This window comes from Mycolicibacterium sp. HS_4_1, from assembly GCF_054515875.1.
Genome location: NZ_CM137261.1, coordinates 1,500,509 through 1,526,944, shown reverse-complemented (window position 1 = coordinate 1,526,944; position 26,436 = coordinate 1,500,509). Strand labels below are relative to the sequence as shown.

At 63.5% G+C, this 26,436-nt stretch carries 28 protein-coding genes; 11 read left to right on the top strand and 17 right to left on the bottom strand.

The window, feature by feature from the left end; translation table 11 throughout:
- Window positions 1-44: 44 nt before the first annotated feature.
- Together ACX12F_RS07305 and ACX12F_RS07300 are read right to left on the bottom strand one after the other, a co-directional pair.
- Window positions 45-266 (bottom strand): hypothetical protein, encoded by a 222-nt coding sequence (locus ACX12F_RS07305; RefSeq protein ID WP_459368943.1) that lies wholly within the window; start codon window positions 264-266, stop codon window positions 45-47.
- Window positions 263-937, bottom strand: coding sequence for an IF2 family translation initiation factor (locus tag ACX12F_RS07300; RefSeq protein WP_459368942.1), 675 nt, complete (start codon window positions 935-937; stop codon window positions 263-265). The genes ACX12F_RS07305 and ACX12F_RS07300 overlap by 4 nt, the downstream gene beginning before the upstream one ends.
- A gap of 261 nt (window positions 938-1,198) precedes the next feature.
- Here ACX12F_RS07300 and ACX12F_RS07295 point away from each other — a divergent pair, with 261 nt between their 5' ends.
- A complete protein-coding gene (locus ACX12F_RS07295; RefSeq protein WP_459368941.1) occupies window positions 1,199-1,414 on the top strand; it encodes a hypothetical protein in 216 nt (71 codons plus the stop codon).
- Between the two features lie 307 nt (window positions 1,415-1,721).
- Here the strand turns inward: ACX12F_RS07295 and ACX12F_RS07290 are convergent, their stop codons facing one another.
- Together ACX12F_RS07290 and ACX12F_RS07285 are read right to left on the bottom strand one after the other, a co-directional pair.
- Window positions 1,722-2,192 (bottom strand): pyridoxamine 5'-phosphate oxidase family protein, encoded by a 471-nt coding sequence (locus ACX12F_RS07290; protein ID WP_459368940.1) that lies wholly within the window; start codon window positions 2,190-2,192, stop codon window positions 1,722-1,724.
- Window positions 2,193-2,351: 159 nt separating this feature from the next.
- The gene (locus ACX12F_RS07285) at window positions 2,352-3,296 is read right to left on the bottom strand and encodes an alpha/beta hydrolase family protein (protein WP_459368939.1); all 945 of its coding nucleotides are present in this window, start codon (window positions 3,294-3,296) and stop codon (window positions 2,352-2,354) included.
- A 147-nt stretch (window positions 3,297-3,443) separates the two neighbouring features.
- On the opposite strand from ACX12F_RS07285, the gene ACX12F_RS07280 reads away from it, so the two are divergent.
- From ACX12F_RS07280 to ACX12F_RS07260, 5 genes are all read left to right on the top strand, one after another.
- On the top strand, window positions 3,444-4,025 hold the full coding sequence (locus ACX12F_RS07280; RefSeq protein ID WP_459368938.1) for a TetR/AcrR family transcriptional regulator: 582 nt from the start codon (window positions 3,444-3,446) through the stop codon (window positions 4,023-4,025).
- 673 nt (window positions 4,026-4,698) lie between these two features.
- Complete coding sequence (locus tag ACX12F_RS07275; RefSeq protein WP_459368937.1) at window positions 4,699-5,832, top strand: hypothetical protein; 1,134 nt, start codon at window positions 4,699-4,701, stop codon at window positions 5,830-5,832.
- Window positions 5,833-6,000: 168 nt separating this feature from the next.
- On the top strand, window positions 6,001-7,794 hold the full coding sequence (locus tag ACX12F_RS07270) for a hypothetical protein (protein ID WP_459368936.1): 1,794 nt from the start codon (window positions 6,001-6,003) through the stop codon (window positions 7,792-7,794).
- 5 nt (window positions 7,795-7,799) lie between these two features.
- A complete protein-coding gene (locus tag ACX12F_RS07265) occupies window positions 7,800-9,236 on the top strand; it encodes a hypothetical protein (RefSeq protein WP_459368935.1) in 1,437 nt (478 codons plus the stop codon).
- Window positions 9,237-9,333: 97 nt separating this feature from the next.
- Window positions 9,334-10,374, top strand: coding sequence for a lysozyme family protein (locus tag ACX12F_RS07260; protein ID WP_459368934.1), 1,041 nt, complete (start codon window positions 9,334-9,336; stop codon window positions 10,372-10,374).
- A gap of 83 nt (window positions 10,375-10,457) precedes the next feature.
- Here the strand turns inward: ACX12F_RS07260 and ACX12F_RS07255 are convergent, their stop codons facing one another.
- The gene (locus ACX12F_RS07255) at window positions 10,458-11,273 is read right to left on the bottom strand and encodes a helix-turn-helix domain-containing protein (protein ID WP_459368933.1); all 816 of its coding nucleotides are present in this window, start codon (window positions 11,271-11,273) and stop codon (window positions 10,458-10,460) included.
- A gap of 397 nt (window positions 11,274-11,670) precedes the next feature.
- Between ACX12F_RS07255 and ACX12F_RS07250 the strand changes: the two genes are divergently transcribed.
- On the top strand, window positions 11,671-12,912 hold the full coding sequence (locus tag ACX12F_RS07250) for an IS256 family transposase (protein ID WP_459366463.1): 1,242 nt from the start codon (window positions 11,671-11,673) through the stop codon (window positions 12,910-12,912).
- Window positions 12,913-13,225: 313 nt separating this feature from the next.
- On the opposite strand, the gene ACX12F_RS07245 is transcribed toward ACX12F_RS07250, so the two are convergent.
- Together ACX12F_RS07245 and ACX12F_RS07240 are read right to left on the bottom strand one after the other, a co-directional pair.
- Window positions 13,226-14,140, bottom strand: coding sequence for an alpha/beta fold hydrolase (locus tag ACX12F_RS07245; RefSeq protein WP_459368932.1), 915 nt, complete (start codon window positions 14,138-14,140; stop codon window positions 13,226-13,228).
- A gap of 430 nt (window positions 14,141-14,570) precedes the next feature.
- Entirely contained in the window at window positions 14,571-15,590 is a 1,020-nt protein-coding gene (locus ACX12F_RS07240) for an alpha/beta hydrolase (protein WP_459368931.1), read from the bottom strand.
- 312 nt (window positions 15,591-15,902) lie between these two features.
- Between ACX12F_RS07240 and ACX12F_RS07235 the strand changes: the two genes are divergently transcribed.
- Window positions 15,903-17,459, top strand: a complete 1,557-nt coding sequence (locus ACX12F_RS07235; RefSeq protein WP_459368930.1) for an FAD-dependent monooxygenase — start codon at window positions 15,903-15,905, stop codon at window positions 17,457-17,459.
- Between the two features lie 37 nt (window positions 17,460-17,496).
- Window positions 17,497-18,204 (top strand): TetR/AcrR family transcriptional regulator, encoded by a 708-nt coding sequence (locus ACX12F_RS07230; protein WP_459368929.1) that lies wholly within the window; start codon window positions 17,497-17,499, stop codon window positions 18,202-18,204.
- On the opposite strand, the gene ACX12F_RS07225 is transcribed toward ACX12F_RS07230, so the two are convergent.
- From ACX12F_RS07225 to ACX12F_RS07205, 5 genes are read right to left on the bottom strand one after another with little or no spacing between them, the layout of a single operon-like run.
- Window positions 18,201-18,740: a gamma carbonic anhydrase family protein gene (locus ACX12F_RS07225; protein ID WP_459368928.1), complete on the bottom strand. Its 540-nt coding sequence runs from the start codon at window positions 18,738-18,740 to the stop codon at window positions 18,201-18,203. The genes ACX12F_RS07230 and ACX12F_RS07225 overlap by 4 nt on opposite strands.
- Entirely contained in the window at window positions 18,737-19,924 is a 1,188-nt protein-coding gene (locus ACX12F_RS07220; RefSeq protein ID WP_459368927.1) for an alpha/beta hydrolase, read from the bottom strand. Before ACX12F_RS07220 ends, ACX12F_RS07225 begins: the two co-directional genes overlap by 4 nt.
- The gene (locus ACX12F_RS07215) at window positions 19,921-20,169 is read right to left on the bottom strand and encodes a hypothetical protein (RefSeq protein WP_459368926.1); all 249 of its coding nucleotides are present in this window, start codon (window positions 20,167-20,169) and stop codon (window positions 19,921-19,923) included. The genes ACX12F_RS07220 and ACX12F_RS07215 overlap by 4 nt, the downstream gene beginning before the upstream one ends.
- The gene (locus tag ACX12F_RS07210) at window positions 20,169-20,822 is read right to left on the bottom strand and encodes a VOC family protein (protein WP_459368925.1); all 654 of its coding nucleotides are present in this window, start codon (window positions 20,820-20,822) and stop codon (window positions 20,169-20,171) included. Before ACX12F_RS07210 ends, ACX12F_RS07215 begins: the two co-directional genes overlap by 1 nt.
- 18 nt (window positions 20,823-20,840) lie before the next feature.
- Window positions 20,841-21,590 carry a maleate cis-trans isomerase family protein gene (locus ACX12F_RS07205; RefSeq protein WP_459368924.1) on the bottom strand — a complete coding sequence of 250 codons (750 nt, stop codon included), beginning with the start codon at window positions 21,588-21,590 and terminating at the stop codon, window positions 20,841-20,843.
- Between the two features lie 172 nt (window positions 21,591-21,762).
- Here ACX12F_RS07205 and ACX12F_RS07200 point away from each other — a divergent pair, with 172 nt between their 5' ends.
- Complete coding sequence (locus ACX12F_RS07200; protein WP_459368923.1) at window positions 21,763-23,460, top strand: AMP-binding protein; 1,698 nt, start codon at window positions 21,763-21,765, stop codon at window positions 23,458-23,460.
- A gap of 254 nt (window positions 23,461-23,714) precedes the next feature.
- Here ACX12F_RS07200 and ACX12F_RS07195 read toward each other — a convergent pair whose 3' ends face one another.
- Window positions 23,715-23,918: a hypothetical protein gene (locus ACX12F_RS07195; RefSeq protein WP_459368922.1), complete on the bottom strand. Its 204-nt coding sequence runs from the start codon at window positions 23,916-23,918 to the stop codon at window positions 23,715-23,717.
- Window positions 23,919-23,985: 67 nt separating this feature from the next.
- On the opposite strand from ACX12F_RS07195, the gene ACX12F_RS07190 reads away from it, so the two are divergent.
- Complete coding sequence (locus tag ACX12F_RS07190; RefSeq protein ID WP_459368921.1) at window positions 23,986-24,195, top strand: winged helix DNA-binding protein; 210 nt, start codon at window positions 23,986-23,988, stop codon at window positions 24,193-24,195.
- A 107-nt stretch (window positions 24,196-24,302) separates the two neighbouring features.
- On the opposite strand, the gene ACX12F_RS07185 is transcribed toward ACX12F_RS07190, so the two are convergent.
- Genes ACX12F_RS07185 through ACX12F_RS07170 form a run of 4 tightly spaced genes read right to left on the bottom strand, consistent with a single transcriptional unit; the run spans window position 24,303 to window position 26,347 of the window.
- On the bottom strand, window positions 24,303-24,797 hold the full coding sequence (locus ACX12F_RS07185) for a CAP domain-containing protein (RefSeq protein WP_459368920.1): 495 nt from the start codon (window positions 24,795-24,797) through the stop codon (window positions 24,303-24,305).
- Entirely contained in the window at window positions 24,794-25,180 is a 387-nt protein-coding gene (locus ACX12F_RS07180; protein ID WP_459368919.1) for a DUF732 domain-containing protein, read from the bottom strand. The genes ACX12F_RS07185 and ACX12F_RS07180 overlap by 4 nt, the downstream gene beginning before the upstream one ends.
- A gap of 16 nt (window positions 25,181-25,196) precedes the next feature.
- Window positions 25,197-25,883: an Rv1363c family protein gene (locus ACX12F_RS07175; RefSeq protein WP_459368918.1), complete on the bottom strand. Its 687-nt coding sequence runs from the start codon at window positions 25,881-25,883 to the stop codon at window positions 25,197-25,199.
- On the bottom strand, window positions 25,880-26,347 hold the full coding sequence (locus ACX12F_RS07170) for an Rv1363c family protein (RefSeq protein ID WP_459368917.1): 468 nt from the start codon (window positions 26,345-26,347) through the stop codon (window positions 25,880-25,882). The genes ACX12F_RS07175 and ACX12F_RS07170 overlap by 4 nt, the downstream gene beginning before the upstream one ends.
- Window positions 26,348-26,436 lie beyond the last annotated feature (89 nt).

Genomic DNA, 26,436 nt, shown 5'->3' with positions numbered 1-26,436 from the left:
ACACACATGGTTCAAAACGTCGTGAGCGATGAACCCCAGTTGCTCTACGAAAAGACGGCGAAATAGGTGAGGAAGGCAATCAATCCACCGGCGAGCAGCAGCCAGATGACCGCGCCGACCGTGATGGTGTGCTGCGCATAATTGTTGGGCTGAGGCGATCCTTGCGGTGCAACTCCCCAATCACCGCCCGGGGCCGGGTGCGACGGTACGACGGCGGCATTGGGAGTGCGCGCGTCCTCGGGTGCGGAGTAGGGGTCGTGAATCAAGTCGCGACGCCGCCGGTCCGCCGGTTCCGCTTCTCCGCGTCGGCGAGCACCTCAATCTGCTCGGCCTGCTCGCGTTTGGCTTCCGCGGCGGTGCGCTTGTCTCGCGCGTCGTCGAGCGCGGCTTTGGCCGCAGCAGCCGACTTCACTTCAGCCGTGTTGATCCGTTGCAGCCGTTGCCGTTCGGCGGCTTCAGCGGCTTCGCGCTTCCGGTCGGTTTCGGCCCGGCTTTCCTTGGCGGCCTGGGCAATGCGCTTGTCTGCGTCTTCCGCCGCTTGCCGCTTACGCTGCTGCGCGCGCTCGCGCGCATCGGCCACCGCGTCCTGCTTGGCGGCGATGGCTTCGTCGCGGTCGTCGGCAGCGTCCTCCAGCGAGTCCTCCAGTTGGGCGCCCGCCTGTCGACGCCGTTGGGCAGCAGCCATGCTCCGCACGGCGGCCTGGCCACGAACTTCGCTTCGGCGAGCCAGCACCGCGCCCTGCTTGCACAATGCGGCATCGCCCAGCGCTCCGCCGACCGCCGCGTCCAGCATGCCAAACGACCGCTCATAGATCAGGCGGGCGGGCGCTTCAGCGTCCAGGCGGGCGATCCACCGCTGCTCGATGAACTGCAGGGGAAAGCGGGCCAGACGATATTGCGCTCGTAAAACCTGCAACGGAAATTCAATGATGCTCACGATATCTCCTTGATTCTCAACATCTCTCAGGGAAGGTCGGTTCGATCAGTGAGGGTCTCGGCGCGTTCACGTAGGCGCCGGGCTTCGGCTTGCTCCGCATCGGCTTCTCCCAGCGCTGCGCGACGTTCGGCGAGCGCTTCGCCCGCATCCCTGCCTGCGGCCGCGGTGTCGACCGTTTCCCGGATCTCCGCCTGGCGCTCCTCGCGCTGCTCCTCGACGCTGGCACGGACCTGCTCCTCGGCAGCGCGCTGCCTGCGTCGCTTGCTGAACTTGGGTCACCTGCTGCTTCTGCGCAGCCTCCTCTGCAGCTTCGGCGCCGGACCGCACGACGTCCCGGGCACCGGCTGCCTGATGGCGGGCCTGATACAACAGATCGGTTGCGGACTCGGCTTCGGCGTCCGCAACCGCCTCGATGACGCCTGCTTCCTTGCGGGCCCGCGCCTCGGTCTGCTCCAGCTGCCCTTCGGCGGTCAGTGAATCGTTGCCGGTCATTGCGCCGGCGATCTCCTTCGCCTTGCCCTTGATCGAATCGATCAGGCCTTTACGTGCCTCATCAGCTTTCTCATGTTCGCCCATGCTCTCTGCCATGCTCGTTTTACGCGTCCTTGAAACCACCGCCCCGTCGGACCTCGGGTCGCCCCGCAACAGCACAGCGCGCTGAACAGGCGCATGACAGTCGCGAGAGCCCTCGATCCGGCACATGTGATTTCGATCAACCCAAGTAGCCAGCCGCCTCAGCGTCGGTCGTAGGTCAGAAATAGCCCAGTAGACGCGTTCGAGCCGGCTACTGCGGTGCGGCGCTGATCCGGAAGCCGGTGACGATGTCGGGTTCGACGGCGACGACGGTGTCGGCGTGGTTGACCCACGGTTGCAGGCGTCGCTCGTAGTCGACGATCTCAGCGGGGTCGGTCAGGGAGTAGGCGCGGCCGGTGACGACCACGCTCCACCCGGTGCGGGTGGAGCGGTCCATGGAATCAGCTTCGTAGGCCACGACGAGCGAATCGCTGGCCGAGAGCGCCTGGGTGAGCGCCGACGACAGGCGAGTCCGGATGATCACCCGGCCCCGGTCAACGAGGTGGTTAACCGGCCGAATAGCAGGCAGGGCGTTGAGGGTGAACACGATTCGCCCATAGTCGGTGCCGGCCAGCAGGCCGACGGCCTCGGAGTGACTGATGCGCTGAGCGCCGGCGGGCAGGCGGCTCAAGCCCAGGCCCCCGTCATAGGCCCGTGCTTCTAGGTCGCCGGTGTTGTTCATCCGACAGATCTTCGGGCTGGCGGCTGGGCATCACTAGGGCCGTTGGACCCAATGATGGACGCGTACGGGATCGACACCGATCACGTGTTCGACGAGGCGCCGCTGTCGAGATACCACGAAGATTGTCAAAGCACGCCTGCCTGCTTTGACAGATTTCGCTCACTTGGTGGTGATGCGGCCGCCCGGTGTGGGCTGGCTGGCCAGTTCCTGCTGTGCTGCGCGCCAACTGGTCTCATCAACGCCCAGGACGGTGCGCAGGTAGGCGGTGGTGACGCGCTGCACGAGCGCGACGGTGGCTGGGTTGTCCGAATCCGACTGCGGCACCGTTCCGTAGGCGTGGATGCCGCCTTGAGCGTGGTCGGCACCGAAGAGAGTGAGGCGGTCTTTGCTTCCCGGGCTGTACACGTAGGCGTCCTCCCACCAGTCCGGGCCGCGGGTGGACAGTGGTGACTGGTCGGCATCGCCGGCGGTGATGAGCGCGGGAGCGCTGAAGTGCTCGAACCCCGGATTCATGAACGGGAACAGCTGGGCCGCGATCGGCGTGAGGTCATCACCGGCCAGTCCAGCCAGGCTCAGCAACACCCCGGCGCGAATGCGGGGGTCGGTGAAGTCTTCACTCGCATCACCGGCCGGGGCCAGCACGCGCGCACCCAGCAGCGCGCTCGCGGTGGTGGCGCCGTAGGAATGCCCGGTCGCGGCGATCCGGCTGCGGTCCACGCGGCCGGGCAAGTCCGGTACGGCCGCGACGACCGCCTCGAGGTTGTCAACGATGTTCACCAGATCCCGGATCCGGTGGCGCCAGATCTGCGGTCCGCGCGGGTCGGTGGGAGCCAGCCCCAGCGACGCTGAGTCCAGGTGGGTCGGCTGGATGACGACGAAGCCGTGCGCGGCCCAGAAGTCGGTCAAGGGGCCGTAGGCGTCCATCGAGAAGCCGAAGCCGTGCGAGAACAACACCACCGGCAGACCCTCGCCGCCTCGGGGTGCAGTGACACGGACCTGCAGGTCATCGCCGCGTTCAGGAGCAGGCAGAGTCACGGGCCGGGTGGACAGCGTCGCGGTCGGCGCGCCAATGGCGCTGTCGACGGGTGCTGGGGTGTGGGTCATGGCAGAACTCCTGGGTGATGCGGGCGCGACCAGCTGGTGACGTACGGGTCGGGACGGATAGTGTCTAAGTGGGCAGGATGCCCACTTAGACAATACGGAGACCCTCCCCACTTGTCGACCGCAGCTTGAAAGTGTGAGGTGAGAGACATGACGCCCGAGGAGACGGCAGCTCGACCCGTCAGTCGCCGCGTCGACGCACAGCGCAATCGGGAAAAAATCCTGGCCGCCGCTCGGGCCGCGTTCGCCGACGCCGACGCGGACGCATCGATGGCCGATATCGCGCGCCGCGCGAACATCGGTTCGGCCACCCTCTATCGAAATTTCGCCGATCGGCGCACGTTGTTGGAAGCGCTCTACAGCGAGGAGATCGCCGCGATCTGTCAGGCTGCGCAGACGTGCGACGGCGTCACCGCGGGTGCCAGGCTGCACTCCTGGCTGCGCCACTTCTACGGCTACTTCTTGAACAAGCGCGTTCTGGCCGGCGAGCTGCTCGACCTGACCGGCGCCGAGAGTCCCGTGTTCCGTGAGGGTTTCGCTCTCGTGCTCGGCGCCGCCGATTCACTGGTGCAGGAGGCGCACCGATCCGGCGAGCTGCGCAACGACCTCGACACCGAGCAGATACTCGCGCTGATCGCCTCGATCGCCAACATCCCCGGAGACCCGGTCTTCCGAGCACCCATCCTCACAGCGGCGCTCGACGCGCTGTGGGCACCGAACGCGACGCGCTGAAACGCACGACAGGCGAACAGGGTCAAGCCACGTTGACTTACCCGCCAATTCGCTTGCATGGAACTCCGCCGTTCCGCACCTAGATGTACAGTCCCGGTATCAGGTTGCCGTTCACTGTTCAATTCCCTACCAGCACAAGTGCTTTCATTGTTGCAGGATTCGAGCTTCGGCCCGTCGGCCTGACCTGTGGAACGCGTTGGAATCGCCGGGCCCATAGCCCCCAGTGGCCGTCCATCTAGTTAAACCAGAACGGCCTACTGGTCAATCTTCGTTGCGTCTCGACAAACGGGACTGCACACACCCACGCGCGGACCCTTCAAGACATCCTCACCCGATTGTCTCGACAGCAGCAGCGGCGGGGCCGGAATCGATCCGCTTTGACATGTTGTCTCCCAGTGACTCTCGTGACCAACGGAAGAATCGGGTGAGCCCGAATATGCATGAATCACAACTCACTTGGCGGGTCGCAAGCAAGATCTCGGTCCATTGAGCGGACCCACTACCCCAGTAATGACCCAACTGCATGCTGGCCGGCCGCGTCGCCGGTTGTGTCTGGCAGGACCCGGATGCCTGCGGCCCGGTCCGCTCAACGGACCGGGCCGTTGCGCCAGCCGAGGCCGTGAATGCCCAATTTGTTGACCGTCGAAATCCTTTGACAACGAGGTGATTTAAAGTGACCGACACCGACACCGTCGACACGACTGCCACAGATAGCAGCGGCTCGGACAGCACCGACCCAACTGCGGGCACGGAACCGAGTGACACTGACAGCTCGAGCAGCGGCACAGATCCGAGCGACAGCACCGAAGACCCCAGTGCCGGCTCCGACCAGGGCGGCGGCACAGACAGCCCCAGCGGCGGCACCGACCAAAACGGTACCGACCCCACCAGCAGCACCGACTCAGGTGGCGCCGATCCGGGCAGCAGCACTGAGAACCCCAGCGGCAGCGCGGATCCAAGCGACAGCACCGACAACTCCACCGGCGGCACCGACCCAAACGGTACCGACCCGACCGACAATGCCGACAACAATGCCGACCCGGGCAGCAGCAGCGACCAAGGTGGCACTGACGGCTCCACCGGTGGCACCGACCCGAGTGGGGCTGACCCCAGCGGCAGCACCGACCAGGGCAGCACCGGCTCTGGTCCTGGCACCGGTTCGGGCTCAGGCAAGCCCGGTTCGAGCACCGGCGGTTCGGGAAGCCAGCAGCCGGCTTCGGGCAACTACATCGCCACCTTGTTCACCTTCAAATCCAACCCCGGCGAATCTGTAGGAGCCCGAATTGTGCGGTGCTGCAATCAGGCTCTGAGCGCCGGGCCGATGGGCCAGACGCAGCGAAGCGACTTCTACCGCGACTTCATAGCCTGCAACCAGGAGAAGACCCAGCAGGCCGCCCAAGCCCTGACGGGCGTGAAAACCAGCTGCGCCATGTTCGTTCGTGCCGTCCGAGAGTGGTGCGGCGCGCCCGCGGTCGGTCCGTACAAGCCTGGGACTGGAATGTTCGTGAGCATCGGCAACGTCAGCTTGGCGAGCCCCGCCTTTGTGAAGGCCTCTGCTGGTACGAAACCGAACCCGGGCGACTACTTCTACCTTGCTTCAAGCCAGACGAGCAACGACGGTCACACCGGGATCTTCGTCAGTCAGAACTCCGATGGGAGTTGGCAGACGGCTGAGGGTGGTGGTGCGCCCGACGGCACGACGTGCCGCTTAACCTCCCGCACCATTTCGGGCACGAAATTCACCAATGACGCCCGGACGCTGTGGGGCTGGTTCGACTGCACCAAGGTGGGCCTGCCCACGTCCTGAGCCGTCGGCCTCACCGGTAGCAACACTTCGATACTCAGCGGCTGAACCACATCGATCAGCACTGACGCCCAACGCAATTGAACACATACCTACCTGAGTGCTCCCGGACGGGAGTGCTGGGTTGAGAAACCGCCACCACACAAGACCACACAAGATGAGGAGCACCCCATGACCTCCGGAATACAGCAGATCGGCAACGTCGGCTGCATCACCAAAGCCCTGCTTGATGCCCTGAACCAGATCGAAAACCAGGTTGCCTCAAGCCAAATCGGCCCCGACGGCAAGCCGCTGGGCACCGCCGTCTATATGCACCAGATGACGGGCTATCCGATCGACCCGAAGGACTACGCCCACGCGTGGACGCCTGGCGGCGGGGATTCGGCGGCCAGCTTCGGCGATGACGGCACGTTCAACGCGCCTGCCCAGGCCAGTTCGTCGACCCCGGCCGCGGGGCCGCCCGGATCGGTGTACCCGCCGCCGGCGGCGCCCGATCCTCAAATGGAAGCCTCGATAAACGCGGCGTTCAACACGTCACAGCTGGTCGATCACATGCTGGAGGTGACCCAGAACGGAGTGGCGACAGCCTGGCCTGATCGGGACGTGAGCGTCGAGTACTACACGATCATCACCGGCATGCAGCCCATCGATCAGTCGCCGCCGGCGCAAGACGTGCTCAATCGCGTTGCGGCAGCGCAGAACCTGCTCTACCTGAAGGACTCGAACGGCAACTTCATCGGATACACGCCGCTATACGCGCAGTTCCGGCGCAATCAGCAGGCGTGGACCGACGCCATCGCTGCACAGGCCCAGGCTTATGCGCAGGCGATGGCCGACCCCGTCGCCGGTCAGTCCTGGCCGATCGTGGCGGAAAGCTACGCCAGCAAGGTCACTGCAGCACTCAACGACTTCAACAGCATGGGTCGCCAACAGGTGCAAGACGCTCTCGACATCATCGCGACCGAAGGCGAGGGCGCGGTCACCGCTCTGGCGGCGATGGCGAAACAGATGTACGGCGCCTATCAGGTCCAGCTGGCCGGCGGCATCTCGGCCAATGTCCCGTGGTCCTACATCAGCCCGTCGTCGTGGTGGGACTACGCCGACGATTCCTTTGGCGTGCAGAAGATCACGGGCACCAGCCAGCACCACGAGGCCACGACGGGCACGGCCGCGGGTTCGTTCGCCGACAATTGGCAACACCAGCAGTCGCAGTCCAACAGCGGCAGCGGCGGGTTCAACATCGGCTGGTTCGGCGCGTCGACGACCGACAGCCACAGCGATGCGAACAACGCGTCCGGCAGTCACGCGAACCAGTACAACTGGACGAGCCACGAAGACAATTCGAGCTCGGCCAGTGTGCAGTTCGAGTACTTCGTCGCGACCATCGAGCGGCCGTGGTTCCTCGGTGACCTGTTCAACATCAAGGGTTGGTACATGGTCAAACAACGGGCGAACTGCATCAGCGACGGCACCGTCGCCAACCAGATCGGCGACAAGACCCCGGCTCTCCTGCCGATGGTCCCCAAGGCATTCCTGATCATCCGGAACGTCAACATCACCTGCGACGACTGGGGCGATTTCGGTGACGCCTTCAACAAAGCGAACCAGGCCGCCCAGAGCTCCGGACAATCCAGCTCCAATCAGGTTGCCGTGTCCGCCAGCTATATGTTCTGTGTCGCCAACGCCTCAGCGCAGCACCAGGATCAGCAGTCCTCGGGCGCATTCGGGTCGCAGCAGACATCGTCGGGATTCACCTTCACCTCCGACGGCAAGAAGGGCGGAACACTGCAGCTGCTGGGTTCCCAGATCGCCGGCTGGATCGGCCAGATACAGCCTGCAGCCCCGCTGATGGACGACCCGACGCTACCCAAGCAGAACTCGACCAGCTCGCCACAGGCGATGGCAGGCGGTGCCGCGCCCGCGCCAGCCGCAGCCGTGGGAGCCGCCGCAGCACCGGGGAGCTGAGCACCGTGGCCGACGACACCCTGGCGACGCTCGGCCAGAAGGTGACCGACGTTTTCGTCAACGCCTTCGCCAGCGGCAACCCGAACATCTCGCTGGTCTTCCTGCCCTTCGCATTGCCCACGCCGGACGACATCGTGCAGGACGGCGTGGTCAACCCAACCCGGTTGGCATCATTTCTGCTGCCGAATTTCGATGCGCCGTACCTGATGTCGCCAACGCAGTACTCGGTGAACGGCAAGGATCTCTACTACGGCTCGGCGAGCCAGATCTACAGTCTGGCGGTCACCGCTGCGCAACCAACCGCGGCAGCAGGCAGCGATGCCTGGAAACGACTCGACGCCGAAATCGCCATGGCCAAGTCAGTGTTGAGCCCACCGGGCGTCTCTCCGGAGTTGGCCTGCGTGCCCGACGACTGGCCGTTGGACAACACCAGTTACTGGTCGGTGTTCGACTCCACCCAAGTGCAGTCGGCGCCAACGACTCCGGCGATCGGCACCTCGACGGGGCGCCGTCCACCGATCGCTCCGCTGGCGCTCAATCCCTCGCTGTGGACGATCAAACCGGCTGAGGCGCAACAAGCTCCACTCCCGAGTCTGGCATACCTTCACGAGCTGAGCCCGGCGATGACCGCCACCCCGCTGACCCGAACCGCCACAGCAACCGCAACGCCGAAAGCAACGATCAATCCTGCGATGACGAAGGTTGCTGTCGCTGAATCGGTTTCACCCAGGTCGTTGCTGTCGGTCAATCCGGCGCTGGCCGCCGCGGCGACAGAAGTAAGCGAGCAAGGGCCCGTCGCCAGGGATTGGGTAATTCGTCGCCCGCTTCCTTTTCCCGTGCCGCCGCCCACATCCCCTCCGCCTCCGCCCACGTCGAGCATGTCGGTGACGTTCGACTACATGTCGGCGACCATCGGGTTCACGTCGGCAGGCATTTCGATCTGGGATGGCGTGTTCCTGGCCGATCCGAATTGGTGTGTGCCCGGCATGCCGCGCGGCGGGCTGTTGCCCGCCCCGAATATCGCTGTGCCAGAGGGGCAGGCGCCCCTCGTCTATGGTCTGCCCACTGCGATCGTCGTGGTCAAGAACCTCAACATATCGGTGCAATGGAGCGGCCGGGACCAGGAAGCCCTGAGCGGCAACGGGTTTATCGGCCCGTTCTCGCTCGCGGGTGGTCTGCCGCCGACCGACTCAAACGGCACGTGGACGTACTCGCGGCCGGGTATGCAGATCATCGCGCTGTTGTGCAGTCACCTTCCGGTGTTGCCACCGGCCGATGCGCCTGACGTCGCGCAGGCACCCCCACCTGCTCCGGCAACCTCGACTGCGCCAACGCCTTCGAGCAACGGCACCGCATCCTCTGCGGACAGTGGCGCTGGCGTTACCGACGGCTCGGGCAGCACTGGCACCGATTCTGGCACCGGTGATTCAGCGGCATCCTGAAACCTCAGGGCGGCATTACCGAGACACACGCCATTCCTGGCGCCAAGTAAATATCGAAATCCGTTGACTGTCAACGTATAACCATAAGGAGAAAGAAATGCAACCGAGCGTTCAACAGGCCTTTGTTCCGTTCAGCAAGCCCTTTGAAGGGTCTGTGCCGTACATGTACCTCGACATCCTCGGGAAGGTCACCGTCGGCATCGGCAATCTCATTGACTCTGTGGCGGCGGCGTCGGCCCTCCCGTTTGTTCACAACTCCGACAACTCAGCTGCTTCGCAGAGTGAGATCCAGGCCGAGTGGAACAAAGTCCATACGACCGCCGGCCTTGCCCAAAAGGGATACAAGTCGGCCGCGCCGCCCTTCACCACGCTGCACCTCACCGACGACGCGATCGCCCAACTGGTTGCCAACGTACTCAACGCGAACCAGGCCATCCTCAAGCGGACATTCCCCGACTTCGAGAACTGGCCTGCAGACGCCCAGCTCGGGGTGCTCAGCATGGCCTGGGGCCTGGGCGCCGGGTTCCCCGCCACCTGGCCGAAGTTCAAGGCCTCGTGCCTGGCCCAGGACTGGGCGTCTGCGGCCCAAAACTGCCAGATCAACACCGCCGGTAACCCCGGCGTCATACCGCGCAACGCCGCCAATGTCCTTCTGTTCAACAACGCTCAAGCAGTTGCCGCCCAGAAGCTCGGCGTGTCGGTGCTGCACTGGCCCAACAGCGTGCCGGCCACGGCGCCAGATTCAGGCACGCCCGGCAACAGCGACAACAGTATGTCTGGGAGCGACGGAGCGTCGGGATCGAACTCGACAGCGGATCCTGGAACAACCGATAGCTCCACCTCGTCAACGGGAACTACCGATCCCGGTACCACCGACCCCTCGAGTAGCCCTGACGCAACCACCAACGACGACAGCACAACCACACCAACCACCGATAGCAGCGACTCGAGTACCGCCGACCCCTCGAGCAGCTCTGACGCAACCACCAACGACGACAGCACAACCACACCAACCACCGATAGCAGCGACTCGAGCACCGGAGTCGACCCAGACGGCGCTGTAACAAGTTCGCCTGAGGGTTCCGACGATGTGGAAGTCGCGCCAGATGCCACCGCGGTGGCGTCGGCGACTGCATAAGGTGTTGTGTTCGAATCGGTTTCGCCGATGGCCGCCTGACAGCTGCCATCGGGGAGACACGACCGTCGTACACAAGACGACTGCTATCGCAATCCAGCACCGATACTGCGTGCGGCACGCACCACCAGGTCACGCAGATTCGGCGCGGGCTTCGCCGCCTGCATCAGGACGGTGACCGCTCCCGCACACGTACCGTTGGGCCACCACACCGGCGCCGAGACGCAGCAGATTCCAGCGAAAGCGTCCTGCTGGTCAACCACTACAGCATGGTGGTCACGAATGGACTCGCGAAGCCGCCGCCATTCCAGTCGCGTCCAACAGTCAGGCAGCCCAATGTCGTTCTGCCCCTTGGTGGCATACAGCACGCGGCCGGACGCAGTACGGCCGGTCGCTTCTCGGCTCGCGGGGTTGGGCATGTAGCCGCGGCCGTGCGGCGCGGCGGTACAGATCGGCCGCAGTCGGTCCTCATGCAAAATCCGCAACGAGGCGACCGCACGTGATTGAGCAGCCAACGTGCGCACCGGCCCCTGCCCCGCCTGGCGTAGTACCGGATTGGGTTGCCAACTCTCCCCGATCCGCCCGATGCGGGCACCGATGTAGTAGCGGTTGTCCACTCGCTGAAGTGCTCCGAGGGCCACAAGTTGTTCGGCGAGCCGAAAGGACGATGTCTTCGCCAACCCGCATGCACCCGCCAGCGCGGTCAATCCCAGTCCGCCTTCGGCGGTGGCCAGGGCCTCCAAGATGGCGAACGCGCCATCGAGCACTCCCCTTCGGCTCGCAGACGTCGGGAGCGCCACTGTCAGCTTGTCTTGCGCCGCGCCGTCGTGGTGCGACAGCAGGCCGGCCGCCCCAGCAGGGCGTTGATCCAGGACATTGCCGGCTGTCGCAAATTCGCCCATGGTGACCTACTTCGTTTGACATCGAGATATTTGGTCAAACGCACATTAGGTCGCTCATTGACAAAGAACCCGAGTAGTCAACTACGCGGGTTCTTACGGTCCGGCACTTGGATTTCAGGTGAATTACGCAGCTGAGTCAGCTCAATCGCTGCATTGTTCACAACAATTTCACGGGCATTTGACAGCAAGCGCAGCAGCAGTTTTCGATATGCAACGCCAACGCCGCTGTCGAGATGCAACGAAGATTGACAAAACACGCCATACCTACTTTGACAAATTTCGGGCGCGTCGCGGAGGCTTGTGGGACTGTCCGAACAACGGTGGATCTGATCTTGGTCTGACACGCCGAGCGTGAGCTTGGCGGGAAGGACTGACGATGTCAGAAACACTCGAATCTATGGCGATTGACCTGGATCAACGGCAGCTAGCGGAGCAGCTGCTCGCACAAGCGAAGGAACAAGGCGTCGAGCTGGTCGGCCCGAATGGGCTGCTGAACCAGTTGACCAAGAACGTGCTGGAAACGGCACTGGATGCCGAGATGGCCGAGCACCTGGGCTATGACAAGCATGACCCGGCTGGCCGCGGCAGCGGTAATTCCCGCAACGGCACCCGGACCAAAACGGTGTTCACCGAGATCGGCCCGGTCGAGATCGACGTGCCGCGGGACACCAACAGCTCGTTCGAGCCGCAGATCGTGAAGAAACGTCAACGGCGCCTGACGGGGATCGATGAAATCGTATTGTCGCTGACGGCAAAGGGATTGACCACTGGGGAGATTGCCGCCCACTTCGCCGACGTCTACGGAGCCACGGTATCCAAGGACACCATCTCGCGGATCACCGACAAGGTGGTCGGCGAGATGACCGAGTGGTGCAACCGGCCGCTGGAGTCGGTGTATCCGGTGGTGTTCATCGATGCGATCTTCGTCAAGGTCCGCGATGGTCAGGTCACCAACCGGCCCATCTACGTCGCGATCGGGGTCACCTGCACCGGTGAGCGCGACATCCTGGGCCTGTGGGCCGGCGATGGCGGTGAGGGTGCAAAATTCTGGTTGGCGGTACTCACAGAGATCAAGAACCGCGGCACCGCCGATGTGTGCATGGTGGTCTGTGACGGCCTCAAAGGGCTGCCGGAGGCGATCAACACGGTGTGGTCCCGCGCGGTGGTGCAGACGTGCGTGATTCATCTGCTGCGCAACACCTTTCGTTACGCGTCGCGTAAGTACTGGGATCAGATCGCCAAGGACATCCGGCCGGTCTACACCGCGGCAACCGAGGCTGCGGCCAAGGAACGGTTCGTCGAGTTCACCGCCAAGTGGGGTGCGCAGTATCCGGCAATCACGGCGCTGTGGGAGAACGCCTGGAGTGAGTTTGTGCCGTTCCTGGACTACGACGTCGAGATTCGTCGCGTCATCTGCTCGACGAATGCGGTCGAATCCCTCAATGCCCGCTACCGGCGGGCGATTCGGGCCCGCGGGCACTTCCCGACCGAACAGGCCGCGCTCAAGTGCCTCTACCTGGTGACCCGATCCCTAGACCCCACCGGCCGCGGTAAGGCACGATGGGCGATGAGGTGGAAGCCCGCACTGAACGCGTTCGCGATCACCTTTAACGGCCGGATCACTCCGACTGGCAACTAACCAAATGCCAGGATCAGATCCACCGTTTATCTGACAGTCCCGAGGCTTGTCAAAGTAGGTTGCAGAACCGCAGTTCAGCAAGGGATCAGGCGATCGTGAAGCCGCCGGACGCGAAGCGTCTTCCGGGACGGCATCTCGGATGAAGCGTCCAATCGTCAAGGACTGCCGAGACTGAGAGTGGCAGTAGGACGTCCCAGGAGCTCAGGCAAGCGACTGAACGCGACGTGATAGCAAGTCCTGTCAGTTGTAAATGCGAGGCTGTCGTGAAAGCGTACAAATTTCCGGTCCAGGTGAGGCGGTTGCGCGGTTCGTCCTATGAGGCGGGCCGATGCGGAAGCGGACTAAAGGCGGACGTGATAGCGGCAAGTCGGCATTCTTCGGCGAAGGCAAGCTCGTGAAGATAGAAAGCACGAGCGGCATAGTTTGCGCTCAGCTGATGGCCTGCGAAGCGTTGCTGGCGAACCTCGACCAGCGGAGCCGCGGTGAAGAGCTTCTGCAATGCCCGCAGGTGTGGCGGCGTCGATGACCACCGGTCGTCGTACTCCGCGATCGCGACTCGCACCGGAACCGCAATCGATCCGGCGATTCGGCCGAGTCGTTGCGACCATTGAAGCGCGTCATGTAGTTCCCCCACAGGGGCTGGCGCAGAATTGTCGAGCACCGATTGTGCAGCCTCCGGCGGCCACGTCCAATCGGGCCCGAAGACGACGGCACTCCGACCCCGGGGATCGATATGGGTCGACGCTTCGCGATCCATGCGGCCTTGGAGCTCCGTAGCGAAGCCGGGAATCCAGTTATAGCCTGCGCTGTGGGCGCTGACTCCGAGCAGCGGGAAGTTACAGTTCTCCGCGGCAAGGCACAGTGCCAGCATTCCGCCGATTGAGTTTCCGGTTAGAACAACGCCGGCGCTCTCGCCGCCGATCCGACCCCACAGGTCAGCAATGGCATTTCGCAGGATGACGATCTGCTCGTCGAAGCAGGTTTTGTCTGGGCTGATACCTGAACTCGCACCGTATCCTGGTCGATCGACTGCGACTGCGGCGAAGCCCAATTGTGCGGCCAGGTCTAAGTAGGATGAATCACCTGGGATGTGTTGATCGTAGATTCGAGACGTTACAGAGCCACCGTGCAGCGCAACAATTAGTGCGCGCGGCGGATTTTCAGGGCTGGCGTAGATTCCTGACATCACGATGCCATCGACGTCGACCGCGATCGGAACAATGGTCATATTTTTCTTTCCCTTCGAGTCCGGCGAGTGGTTGCGTGATCCGCAGGATCGGTAACACAAAAAGTGCCCGACGCACCAATGCCTGGACTTGCCGCCGGGCTGCCATAAAGCCTGTGCTGCATTGTGTTTTCTGCGCTGCGCGCCGGCTCCACCCCGGGGGGGTCGGTGCCGACAGGATCGCCGTACCGATCGTCGCCTTTTCCATCAGTTCGAGTGCCCCATCGACAGTCCATTCGGGGATGTCGAGACCACGTGAGGTCAGCCCAAGGTCGAGTGGCCACTGCCACCACCGAGGCGGCACCACATGGTTGTGCACGTCGATACGCCCACCGCTTGGGGTGGTTGTGTGCTGGTCACGGGAGCCTCCCGCGATCGAAGGGATCCGCTCAAGGCGGTGTCGGCGTGTTTGATCTCGGCCGGTTCGCCCGGTTCAGTTTCGGTTCGATGTTGCGCTGTCGGCGATCGGGGGCAGACTCGCGGCCCACGTGGTCAGGACGTTCGCGTACCGAAGCGGGTCGAAGGTGTGCATCATGTGCAGCGCGTCGGGCATCGATTGGTACTCGACGGGAACGCCAGCGCTGCGCAGGGTTGAGAGCGCCTTTTCTGCTTGGTAGTCCGACATCGCGCCGATGAGGTCACCAGTGTCGGGGTCGACGGTGCGGAAGTGGTGGGTCAACAAGATTGGGGTCTTGACTTGCGCGAGCATGCGGTCGTGGGGGCAGTTCAGCGCCACGGTTCCCTCAAAGAAGGCCCGGCCCCATTCCGGGTCGTACTCTTTCAGGTTTTGCGGCACATCGTCGGGCGACGGGAAAAGGCTCACGACTTTTGCCGGCGATGCCTGCGCGGCGGCAACAAATCCGGGCCAGTCACCGATCGACCACTGATCGCCGAGGTGATCACGGTAAAGCTGGAACAACGGCCCCACTGATTGCCGAATTGAGTGCCCATATGGGGGCGTCAACTCGGAGGAGAAGAACGGCGGGTCTTCGCATAAGGCACCTCGGATCTGTCCCGGCAGCGCGAAAGCCGACAGCCATGCGCCCAGGAGACCGCCGGACGAGTTGCCGGCCACGACGACCGGCTGATTGATCACGGTGGCGATGAATCGCACAACGTCATTGCCGAAGTTGTCGAGGCTGTAGCGCTTGGGTGTCCAGGTGCTGCGTCCCTGCCCGCGAAGGTCGAGGGCGAAAACGTGGAAGTGTTCGGCGAGCAGACCCATTACCGGTTCGTAGCTCCACCACGATCCCGTCTGCTCGGGCAATAGGACCAGCGCCGGCATCGCGGGCGAGCCCGCTTCGGCGTAGTTCAGAATGACCTCACCGAGGTCGACCTGCCTTTCTGGGTACGCATGCGCGACAAAGTTATTGCGTGCCGTCGGGGTGAGCTGCTGGGTCAAGTTGTTCTCCTTACCGGTGACGGGCGCAGACGAGCGCTGCGGACCGGCCACCCGGGCTTGTGTTTTCCGTGTGACGGCGAGCCGACGCGAGCTGGGCATCAGAGTGCAATCGGTTGTTGACACTGCGATGCACCGCTGCGCTCAGACCCCCTCGCCGTCCGACACGGGCGCTCTTCGCTTGTGATCAGGAACACTAATGCTGTGTTGTCTTATGTGTCAACTATTCAACACATCTTTCAAACATGCTGGTAATCTGGGCGTCATCACCAGTCTGTTGCACTGGGGAGAGATGAAGGCCAATAGGAAGGCATGGGCAAAATGAATCTACGCAGAATCGCGGTGTTGGGCGGCGGACCTGGTGGCTTGTACGCCGCGCGGCTCCTCAAGCTCAGTCATCCCGACGCTGACGTGGAGGTCATCGAACAAAGCCAGCCAGAACAAACGTTTGGCTTCGGGGTCGGCATCGCGGCCGGCACACAACGCAACCTCAACGACGCTGATCCCGCCAGTCTTGAGGCGATCGTCAACGCGTCCTACTCGCACGAGATGTCGATGCGGGTGGGCCCCAACACGGTCCATCTGCCCCAGGACAATCTGCGCTCCATCGCACGTACCACGCTGCTGGAAGTACTGAATCGATGTGCCACCGATGCGGGGGTGCGTATGCGATACGGGGGGCGTGGGAGCGCAGCGGATATCGACGCTGACCTGGTCATCGCTGCGGATGGGGCCGGCAGCCAGACGCGCGAAGACCATAAATCCGAGTTCGGCACGACCGTCACCGATGGACGCAGCCACTACTTGTGGTGCGGAACAGATTTCGCGCTTGCCCGCGCTGTCTTCTCCCCCGTGCACACCGACCACGGGGTCTTCACCGCGCACGCGTATCCGTATGCCCCCAACCGCTCGACGTTCCTGATCGAAACCGACCACCAGACTTGGCTCAACGCTGGATTCGCCCAGACCACCGCCGACGTGGCGCCAGCCGACAGCGACACCGCCGCACTTGGTTATCTCCAAGAGGTCTTCGCCGAGGAACTCAATTCCCATCCGCTGATCGGAAACCGCACACGCTGGCAGCGTTTCCGCACGGTCAGCTGCACGAACTGGTCGTGCGGAAATATCGTCCTTCTGGGCGATGCCGCGCACACTGCCCACTACTCAATTGGCTCGGGCACCAAGCTGGCGATGGAGGACGCGATCGCGCTTGATCGGGCGCTCATACAGCACGACGATCTGGCCACGGCGCTGCAGTGGTACGAGCAGACGCGACGGCCGGCCGTCGAACACCTGCAGGACATCGCCCGACGCAGCGCATCCTGGTGGGACTCTTTCCCGCAACGGCTCGATCTGCCTGTCGAATCGCTCTTGATGTCGTACATGACACGTGCGGGCAAGTTCAGCGTCGAAAAGTTCAGCCGCGGCGCGCCCACGCTGACTCGCGCTGCAATGAGCCTGTATGCGGGTCGTGATGCCAGCCCGGTCGCTGACGGCACGCTGGACGACTGGGTCATCGATCAGCAGATCACGCTGAACGGCAGGCTTTTTCAGCAGCGCATCATCTCTGCCGACGACTTGGACGGAATGTATGTTCGGCACGTCGATGTCACGGTGACTGATGCGTGGTCGCCGGAAGGCGACGCGTTAGTTGCCCGGTCCACCGCCGGCATCACCGCGCAGACCGTCCTGTGGCTCAGCGGACCACCGCAGCGCTCCAGTCTTCTGTCACGGTTGGACGTCGCCGAACGCCTACGGCTCGCAACCGGCCACACAACGGTCGTGGAAGGACTGCCCGATCATCGCGATGACCTGGTGGCAGGTCTGGTCTCGATGCGTACCCCGCTGGCCGCCGTTGCCGCCCGACCGCATGATCCGGCGAGCACATTCGAGAGCCACCCCGTGGCTATCATGCAGTCATGAGCTCGCACATCCGCCGGGCAAAACCGCAGGCAACCCGATGACCGGCGCGGAGACTGACGAGCAGCAATGTACGACAGCGCGCCGGGATTTGGTTGAGAAGCAGATTTTCGAGAGCGCCATCCGCCTGTTCGCCGAGCGTGGCTTCGCCGGCACGAATCTGCAGGACATCGCACGAGCGGCGGGCCTGACCCGCCCGGCGCTGTACTACTACGTCAACAGCAAGAACGACCTGTTGGCAAAACTGGTTCGCCAAGTCACCTTCGATATTGCCGATGCGCTCGAGGCCGTGGGCAGCGACACCGCACGCACTCCGGTGGAACGTCTGCGCCAGATGGTCGCTAATAGTGCGCTACGTCAGGCCCAGGACCCTGCACGTTTTCGGCTCATGCTCCGTTCCGAGGCCGAATTGCCCAGCGACATTGCCGAAGAGTACGACCAGGGCCGCAGACGTGTCCTTCATGCCTTTGTCGCCGTCATCGAAGAAGGCATCAAAACTGGCGAGCTGCGTCCGCTCGATGCCCGGATCGCTGCTCTGGGCGTCATCGGCATGGTCAACTGGATCGCGTGGTGGCACCATCCCGGCGATCCGCGGTCTGAGGCCGACATTGCGTCCGAGATCGCTGATCTAGCCGTGGCCGGCTTGCAGGATCCGCGCACCGTCGCATCGAGCACGGGCGGGACCCAGCAAGCCTTACGTCTGCTTGAAGAGGACGTGAGCCGCCTCAAGGCGATGCTGGACGACTAACCGGCCCTCAGCCGATGCGCTGGCTCGACTGACGAAAGGCGCTCGGCGTTGCGTACGTATTGCTCGACGCCGGCACGCAGCACGCTGGCGAACCGCTCAGGGTCAGCGTGCGCTAGGACGCGGGCGGGAGCGCCCAGTGCCCGAGAGTTGGCAGGCACGATGACGCCCTCGGTCAGCAATGCGGATGCCGCGACGAGCGAATTGTGCCTGACGACAACTCGTTGCAGGCTGGTGGACATAGATCCGATGAGACATCCGTCTTCGATCACCGCGCCTTCAAGGTGTGCGTTATGGCCGACTACGCAGTCGGCGCCGATGATGGTGGGCCATTGCTGGGCTGCGTGGATCACGGTGCCGTCCTGCACGGAGGTGCGGTCACCCACGATGATCTTGCCGAAATCCGCGCGCAGTACCGCGCCCGGCCAGATCGAGGACTGCGCGCCGATCTGCACCGCGCCGATCACCACCGCCGCGGGGTGAATGAAGGCGCTCGGGTGGATCGTCGGTTCAACGTCGCCGAGGCGGTAGATGGTCACGATGGCGCACCGTTTATTGCTGCGGGAAACCGCGCCTGCAACCACGGGGTCAGCTGCGCTGCTGCCGAGTCGATTCCGCTCGGTTCCCCGTTGGCAATGGGTCCGCCGAAATGACGGCCACGGACGCGGATGTGCGTTTTATCCAGTGCGCCCACGACCTTGAACATGTCGTCGGCGTGACGCGGAAAGCAAGCTTGGTCGCCGGTGAGCTCGATGAACAACGTCGGGGCCTGTACGCCCGGGGCGCAGTCGACAAAGCCTGCCCGGGAGTAGTTGGCCGACCAAGTCGACAACCATGACTGGGGCGTGCATAGCCGCGCAAATCCGGGCAGGCCGTAGTTGGACAGGTCCGGTCGGCGGCTGTACAGGGAGCCGTAGGGCCGGTCGTTGGGGTCAATGGTGAGATCGATGCAGCGGAGGTCGGCGTCGGTGCGGTAGATCGGGATGATCCTGGGCGCCAACGTTTCTCGTCGGTCATCGGCAGACTGTGAACGTTGAGCCAGAGCGAGCGCGAGATCGTCGATGCGGCGGACGCGTTCGCGTTGAGCCTGCCGGTAGTGGTCGATGAACTCACCTGTGAACGACGACGATTGCGGTGGTGCGGCGAACCCGTTGATCGGCTCGAAGGCGTTAAGGGATGGATCGACTGACAACGGGTCGGTCTCGTCGATGACCGACGGGTCGATCAACTGCTCCAGGAGTTTTCCCTGCCCGGGATGCGGGGCAAGGAAAACCGCCGCGTCGGGTACCGGCATGGTCGCGCCCGCAAGGTCGACCGGTTGACCGGCCGGCGTGCTGGCGTACCGGTCGTGTGGTGCCGCACAAGCCTGTTGATGATAGAAGGCGAACAGGGCTCCACCACCGGAATGCCCGAAGGTGATCACCGACTCAAATCCACGGTCCCGGAGGAAACATTGCCCGGCGGCGACGTCGAGCAGGGCCTGCTCATGCTGCAGGGTCAGGTCGTTGTTTACCGACCTCGCGGTCTGTGTCCACACCGAGTACCCCTGCCACACCAGTTCGGGGATTATCGGGTGGTGGGTGACGTCTTGACGGGGGTGCATGATCGTGACGACCGTGTTCGATCCGCGCACTGTGTGCAGTGTGCCGTCGATGGTGGCACGGTCGTGGGTAGTCAGCTGATGAACCGTGGTCTCTACTGGGGCCGTGCTGCTCAAGGTCATTGTCCTGCCACCTTCAATGCATCCTTGTCCCACTGAATGATTCGACCGCCGAGTACGCCGGCGATGCCGCTGTACCACACGGCGTGGCGGCACTGCGTGGCGCGGCGGTCCACTTCGATAACCGAGTCGGACGTGATCCGGAAATACGGTCCGGTCCGATCGATGCGGGCACCTGGCGTTGCGCCAGCCAGCGCGGCAATCGGAGAGTTTTCGGGTACGTCGAGGATGAACAATGCCGTCGCCATTAAACACCTGCCTCGTATTCGACTGGCGTCCACGATGTTTCGCTCTGCCACTGCGCGGCGCGTTCGGTGATCAGTTCAGCTTTGCGCTCCAGCAGACGGTGCATCGAAGGGTCCGGTCTCGATACGACATCGACAAGTGCGTCGATGGTCAACGCGGCGTCGAGGTCCTCTTGAGGCGTGACAGGACGCAACGCTCGGGCGAATTCGATCATGTACCCGTTCGGGTCATGGGTGTAGATCGATTCGATCGTTTCGTGTTGCAGCCGAAGCTCGCAGGACCACTCGCTGGCATCCAGACGCCGTTGATACTCCGTGAGCGCGGCGTCAGAGTCGACATGGATGGCCAGATGACGTGACCGAATGAAATACGGCGGCACCGTTTGGGCGAACCGCGAATAGGAATCCCCCGCCGGTCCGCCGTCGAATGGCTGCAGACCGAAGTAGTAGAAGAACGCGAGCCGGTCGTTGTTGCCGATGTCGAAGAAGAAATGAATGAAGTCCGGATGCTTGTCCGGTCCCCAACCGGCTGCACAGATCGAATGCACTACCGGGAAGCCCAACACATCTCGGTAGAACCGAACGGTGCCGGCGGGATCAAAGGTTGGGTAGGCGACGTGGTCCACGCCGCGGGCCAAATGCTCAAGCGAAGTCATTCAATCAGTCCTTTCGTTTTAGGCCAGCACCGTGTCATCGGCGGCCAGCAGGGAGCCGGCGCCCGGGATTGCCACCGGAAGACCGAGACTGCGCAGGATGCTGTAGACGCCGGCGGTCGCGGCCGAGATGACCGGGATGCCGAATTCTGCTTCGGCTGCGGCGACGAGCGCCATCGACGGCATCTGCACGCACGCCGAGATAACTAGGGCGTCAACAGAACTCAAGTCCATCGACCGGGCTGCTGCGATCACACGGTCGCCTGAGATGCAGCCGACCTCGCGGTTGTCGGAGACCTCCAGCGCCCGCCAGTCAGCCACCGTGAACCCTTCTGCCTCGACATAGTCGACGACAGTCTTGGCCAGTGGCCGCATGTACGGCATCACCATCGCGATGCGGCGCGCGCTCAGACCGGTGAGCGCTTCGATCAGAGCCCCCGCACTCGATCGCACATGCGCTGGTGAACCGCCGGCGGCAAGCTGCTCAGCCAGGGCCGACTCGACGTGTTCGTGGGCACCCGGGCCGCCAACCATGACCGCGACCAGGCATGCGTAGAGGATCACTTCCGGCGAAGCGTCGGCAACCTCCAACACGCAGCGTTCACGTTGGGCGTTCATGGCTGCGAGCTGCTCGGGAGACACCTCGTGCATCCGCATGCGCGACGAATGAAACGAAAACCGTGCCGATCGGTGCAAGCCCAGGAGCGCCGGGACCTCGCTTTCCACCGTGACGTTCGAGCTCGGCACGATCAGCCCAATTCGGTGAACCACTGCATCTCCTTCATTGGTGTGGGCGCGTCTCTGCGGCCCGGGGAAGCATCATTTAACACGCTGAACTGCATCTTTTACATTTGCGTCCAATACTATACGCTAACGTCAACAGGCATCCCTGTGGCGGGCACCACACGTCCGCTAGAACGGGAGTTGGCGCAAAGGAGCAGCAATGACCATGGCCGGCAGTGGAATCGACGAACGCCTCGTTCGGTTTCCGTATGATCGCGCAGCCGCCTATCGGCAGACGTCGATGTGGAACGCACAACCCACCGCTGAGCGCTTCCATGCGATCGCCGTCGAATATCCGAATCACAGCGCAGTCATCGCGCCGGACGGTTCGATGACCTATGCCGAGCTGGACGCACGTACCGACCAGATCGCCGCGGCGCTGGCTTCGATGGGGCTGCAACCAGGACAGTCGGTCCTGTTCCAACTCGGCAATCGTCTGACATCGGTGCTCGCGTGGTATGCCGTACTGAAAGCGGGCCTCATTCCGGTTGCGACGCTGCCGGCACATCGACACCATGAGATCGCCGCGATCAGCGACAAAGTGGGCGCGGCCGCCCACCTGGTGGAGACGGCCTCTCCCAAGTTCGATTTCGTCACGTTTGCATGCCAGCAGCGGGGATCATCGTCGACCCTGCGCCATGTATTCGCCGTAGGCGGCGCGTTGCACCGCCCCGATGTGGTCGATTTCGACCTCCTCGGCCGCGAGATCGACGGCGACTCGGCTCGTCGCACAGTCGCAGCCATCCAGGCGCAGATCGACCCCGAAGATGTTGCCGTCTACCAGCTTTCCGGCGGGACGACCGGAACGTCCAAGGTCATCCCGCGACTACATGCCGAGTACTGGAACAATGCCTTGTTCTTCGCGCAGCGACTCGGTCGTACGGAGCAATCGTCGGTCGCACACCTGCTGCCCTTCATTCACAACGCGGGGATCGTATGCGCCGTACACGGCGCACACGCCGTCGGCGCCACATTGGTGCTGCCGCCAGCCGGCCTGGACGCGGCGATCGATTTCATGATCGAGGCGGGGGTGAACGACACGCTCATCGGCATCGTGCACACCGAAATGTTGCACGCCGCCAGGGGCACGGAGTTCATGAGCCAGCTCTCGACGCTCCTGTTCTCGGGATCCAAGCTGCCCAGCGAAGTTTTCGACGCCGCAGTTCACCACGGGACCTGGATTGGGCAGCTTTACGGCATGGCCGAAGGCTTCTTTTCATCCACCCGCCGCGACAGCCCCGAAGCTGCGCGGCGCTCGACGGTGGGCACCCCGCTGACACCGGGTGACGAGGTGCGCATCCTTGATCCGGATTCTCCCTCGGAAGTGGCCGACGGCGGTATCGGCGAAGTTGCCTGCCGCGGCCCGTACACCATCTGCGGATACTTCGACGAGCCGGACCGCAATCAGGCAGCGTTCACACCTGACGGCTTCTACCGCACAGGCGACCTCGGAACGATCCAGTCCCACAACGGGATTCGGTACCTATCGATCGAAGGACGGATCAAAGATGTGATCAATCGCGGTGGAGAGAAGATCAACGCCGAAGAGATCGAGCTATTGCTGTTGCAGCACAACGACATCGCCGACGCCGCCGTGGTCGCAATGCCCGACGAACGACTCGGCGAGAAGATGTGCGCCTACCTCGTCGCAGTCAACAGTCCCATCACCCTCGATGACGCACGCGCTCACCTGCGACGCCTCGGGGTAGCCCAATTCAAGTGGCCAGAACGGCTGGAGTGGATCGACGCGATTCCCCGGACGAACGTATCCAAGACCGACAAAAAGGCTCTGCGGCAGCAGATTTGCGACACGCTGGCATTCGAGCGCGCCGCCGGCTCCGACGCAGGTGCGGTCTAGGGCACGGACGCGCAGCCCGCACGGACCGGCAGGGACCCTCCTCGCTGCCACGCATGCGACGAGGGTCCCTGTCCGGCCGTGCGGTCACCGGCGACGGGTTGTGCCGTCTCGATCCCGTCAACTGTCACGGCATCACCATGGCCAACCGAGCTCAATCCAAATCCTCGCAGCTGCCGCTCACGACTTGAGCGTTGCCGAACGCCTCAAACGTGTCGCCAACCGCGTCGACCCACAGGAGGTCGATCCGGCCGCTGCTACTTCGCGAACGCGTAGGAGCCAAAACGTGCCCACGCCAGCGCCACCGCCAGCACGCACAGCACCAATGCCGGAATCGCGGCAACCCCCTCTTTACAACGCAGATGCACGACGACGGCACCTGCCATCATCGCCGCGGGGGCGGCTGCGGCCACCGGAACCACTCCTGGCGCGATGTGCACCAATGCCGGCAAGACCCTCAAGCGACTGGAGGATGCCGAGCTGATATAGCGGCGATCCAGCTCCACTGACGGACGAACAGCCGAGGCAGTGCTCGCCCCGGCTGGACTGGCCAAGCTCACCGCCGCAGCACCGGGGCATGTCGAGACGGTGCGCTCCCTGGTTTTCGATACCCTCGATGACGACCAAGTCGACGAGCTGGCCGACCTGCTTTCGCGTATCGCACCCGATCCCAACCACCCCATCGCCCGGTATCACCGGAAGATGACCGCGACACCCGGTCCAGACAACAACGAGTAGGCAATGCCGGCCTGAACCCAGGCATGCGCGGGGTGGCGCACATGAGCGTCGGTGCTGGAGAGCGCGTTTTCCCGGCCCAGGTCCCGCCTCGATCGCCCCCGTCGGTTTTATGGCGCAGGGTGGCCGTACACCGCGACGACCACGCTTCGGTCGAAGCTGTTTTCCGACCACACGCCGATCTGCGTATGCGCACAGTCCGACATGATGGCCAGATAGTCGGGCCGGTAGAACCACTGGTTGATGATGTCGAGGTTGTTGATCGCCAGTGATTCGTTGACGGCGACCGTCTCGGCAACCGCGCCCCGGAATCCCGCGGCGCGGGCTCGGTCCTGCACGGTCGAACCATCAGTGCCGACATCGGCATCGAGCGCCCGGTTGTTCAAGACGTCGTCGGTGTGCCATTGGGCAGCCAGCCGCAACGCCGGATTGACGGCAATGTCAGCGGTACAGCCGTGTTGGCGCTGCACCGTGAAGACGTTGGACACAACGCTGTTGTTCAATCGCGAGTTGTCAGCGCCGGCGACCGGCGCGGACGCCACGGCGCTGGCCACCACCGCGGCGGCGGCGAATATCGTTGCCCCGCCACCGCTGAGGGCGATCATTGCGGCGTTCCTTCCGGTTTTCGCGGCGCCGGCACCCGGTAGCCGGCCGCGGACTGACGCAACTGCCAGATGTCGGCAGGGCAGAGTTCGTTGGCAGCCTGCGAAATCAGATAGGCAGCCTGGAACTCATCATCAGTTGCGAAATCGGCTTCGATACCCGCCACAATGTGCGCGTAGGCCTTTCCGGCCTCGATCGTGTCGCAGACGCGGTGACCGTGTTCGAGTGCTTGGGCTGCGCTACCGAAGTTGTAGCCGGGCCGCACCGTCACATTCACCAAATACGCGGTGTCATCAGCGGCAGCAGGCGCTACTGGAAACACCCCGGTCAGCCCTATACTGACACCAGCTACGGCCTGAACGAGCCGACTCCTCGCGGGTTTCATCGATTCACCGCATTCATCAGATGGGATTGAAAGCCGAGATGAGCCAGCGCCCGTCGCGCTTGTCGACTGTCACCCGCACCGTCGACGCGGTGCTCGTCGGGACGCCGTCGCCGATCGTGACGGTCTGGTTGACGAACACCAACAGTTCGGCATGTTGTCCGCTCGCCGACACTGACGCCACCGCGGGCACAGCCGCTGTCGCTGACACTTTGTGTGTACGCGCGCCCGGGATCACCACATCGTGGATCAGCTTGGTGTAGGAGTCGCGGAAGTCCCCGGTGAGTCGAGACGTCGCGGCACTCAGGTCACGCTCCACAGAATCGGCACCATAGGACAAGATCGCCACGGTCCCCTCACGTGCGGCGCTAGCAGCCTCGACGTTGGGCAGCTGTCCCTGGCGCACTGACCCTTCGTCCCATTTCATGAAACCGGTCGCAGCCGCGAGCACAACAATGACCAAGGGCAGCAGCCGATATGCGAGCAGCCGCATCCAACGACGTTCTACCAGCACGGGTTTAACGGTCGACTCATCGATCTGGTGTGCGGCCTCGTGGTCCTCGTCGCCAGGTGGCGAGTCGGCTGCGCGGTCAGCGCCGATACCGTCGACGCCAGCGACTGTGGCGGCGTCGGTGTCCACCCCGCCATCGGCGACGGCCACAAGCACATCAGCGGCCCGCGCGCCGCCTGCGGCATCATCGGTCATGGTACGAACTCCACGTTGGACACTTTGATCCCTTCCTGACCGTCGCGGGTGACATCGATGCGCATCCGCCAACCACGCGGATCTTGTTGCGGACCAGTCCCAATCGTCGTCGTCACCGATACCGCCACCAGGACCCGGGCTTGATCGCCGTCAACCGATTCCAGGCCCGCGGCGGTGACCGTCCCGATCGATTGGGATTGCGCTTTTTTCACCACGTCCACGAACGGCGTGGCACGCTGTTGGAAATCGTCATGGAAGCTGCCGGTTGATGAGGCCAGGATGCGCTGCACCTGTGCATCGACGTCGCGGTAGCTGATCGTGGTCAGGTTCAGCGCCGCTTGTTTTCCGACTTCGATGTAGAGGTTGTTGCGCGTCGTCGTGTGACGCCCCTGCCGGTCCTGCCAGCTAAACCATGCGAGCAGCCCGGTCAGCGACGAACCGACGATCAACATGGCGACAAGCACTGATCGGACCGAAACTCGCCGCCGAGAACTTGAGTGGTCGTCGTCCAATTGCGCTGGCGCAGTGTGCCGTTGCTCCACATCCTGGGAAC

Coding starts and splice junctions, on each gene's coding strand:
- ACX12F_RS07290 (WP_459368940.1), bottom strand. CDS start 2,192: ATGAACAACACCGGCGACCTAGAAGCACGGGCCTATGACGGGGGCCTG.
- ACX12F_RS07285 (WP_459368939.1), bottom strand. CDS start 3,296: ATGACCCACACCCCAGCACCCGTCGACAGCGCCATTGGCGCGCCGACC.
- ACX12F_RS07280 (WP_459368938.1), top strand. CDS start 3,444: ATGACGCCCGAGGAGACGGCAGCTCGACCCGTCAGTCGCCGCGTCGAC.
- ACX12F_RS07270 (WP_459368936.1), top strand. CDS start 6,001: ATGACCTCCGGAATACAGCAGATCGGCAACGTCGGCTGCATCACCAAA.
- ACX12F_RS07260 (WP_459368934.1), top strand. CDS start 9,334: ATGCAACCGAGCGTTCAACAGGCCTTTGTTCCGTTCAGCAAGCCCTTT.
- ACX12F_RS07255 (WP_459368933.1), bottom strand. CDS start 11,273: ATGGGCGAATTTGCGACAGCCGGCAATGTCCTGGATCAACGCCCTGCT.
- ACX12F_RS07250 (WP_459366463.1), top strand. CDS start 11,671: ATGGCGATTGACCTGGATCAACGGCAGCTAGCGGAGCAGCTGCTCGCA.
- ACX12F_RS07245 (WP_459368932.1), bottom strand. CDS start 14,140: ATGACCATTGTTCCGATCGCGGTCGACGTCGATGGCATCGTGATGTCA.
- ACX12F_RS07230 (WP_459368929.1), top strand. CDS start 17,497: ATGACCGGCGCGGAGACTGACGAGCAGCAATGTACGACAGCGCGCCGG.
- ACX12F_RS07220 (WP_459368927.1), bottom strand. CDS start 19,924: ATGACCTTGAGCAGCACGGCCCCAGTAGAGACCACGGTTCATCAGCTG.
- ACX12F_RS07215 (WP_459368926.1), bottom strand. CDS start 20,169: ATGGCGACGGCATTGTTCATCCTCGACGTACCCGAAAACTCTCCGATT.
- ACX12F_RS07210 (WP_459368925.1), bottom strand. CDS start 20,822: ATGACTTCGCTTGAGCATTTGGCCCGCGGCGTGGACCACGTCGCCTAC.
- ACX12F_RS07200 (WP_459368923.1), top strand. CDS start 21,763: ATGACCATGGCCGGCAGTGGAATCGACGAACGCCTCGTTCGGTTTCCG.
- ACX12F_RS07185 (WP_459368920.1), bottom strand. CDS start 24,797: ATGATCGCCCTCAGCGGTGGCGGGGCAACGATATTCGCCGCCGCCGCG.
- ACX12F_RS07180 (WP_459368919.1), bottom strand. CDS start 25,180: ATGAAACCCGCGAGGAGTCGGCTCGTTCAGGCCGTAGCTGGTGTCAGT.
- ACX12F_RS07175 (WP_459368918.1), bottom strand. CDS start 25,883: ATGACCGATGATGCCGCAGGCGGCGCGCGGGCCGCTGATGTGCTTGTG.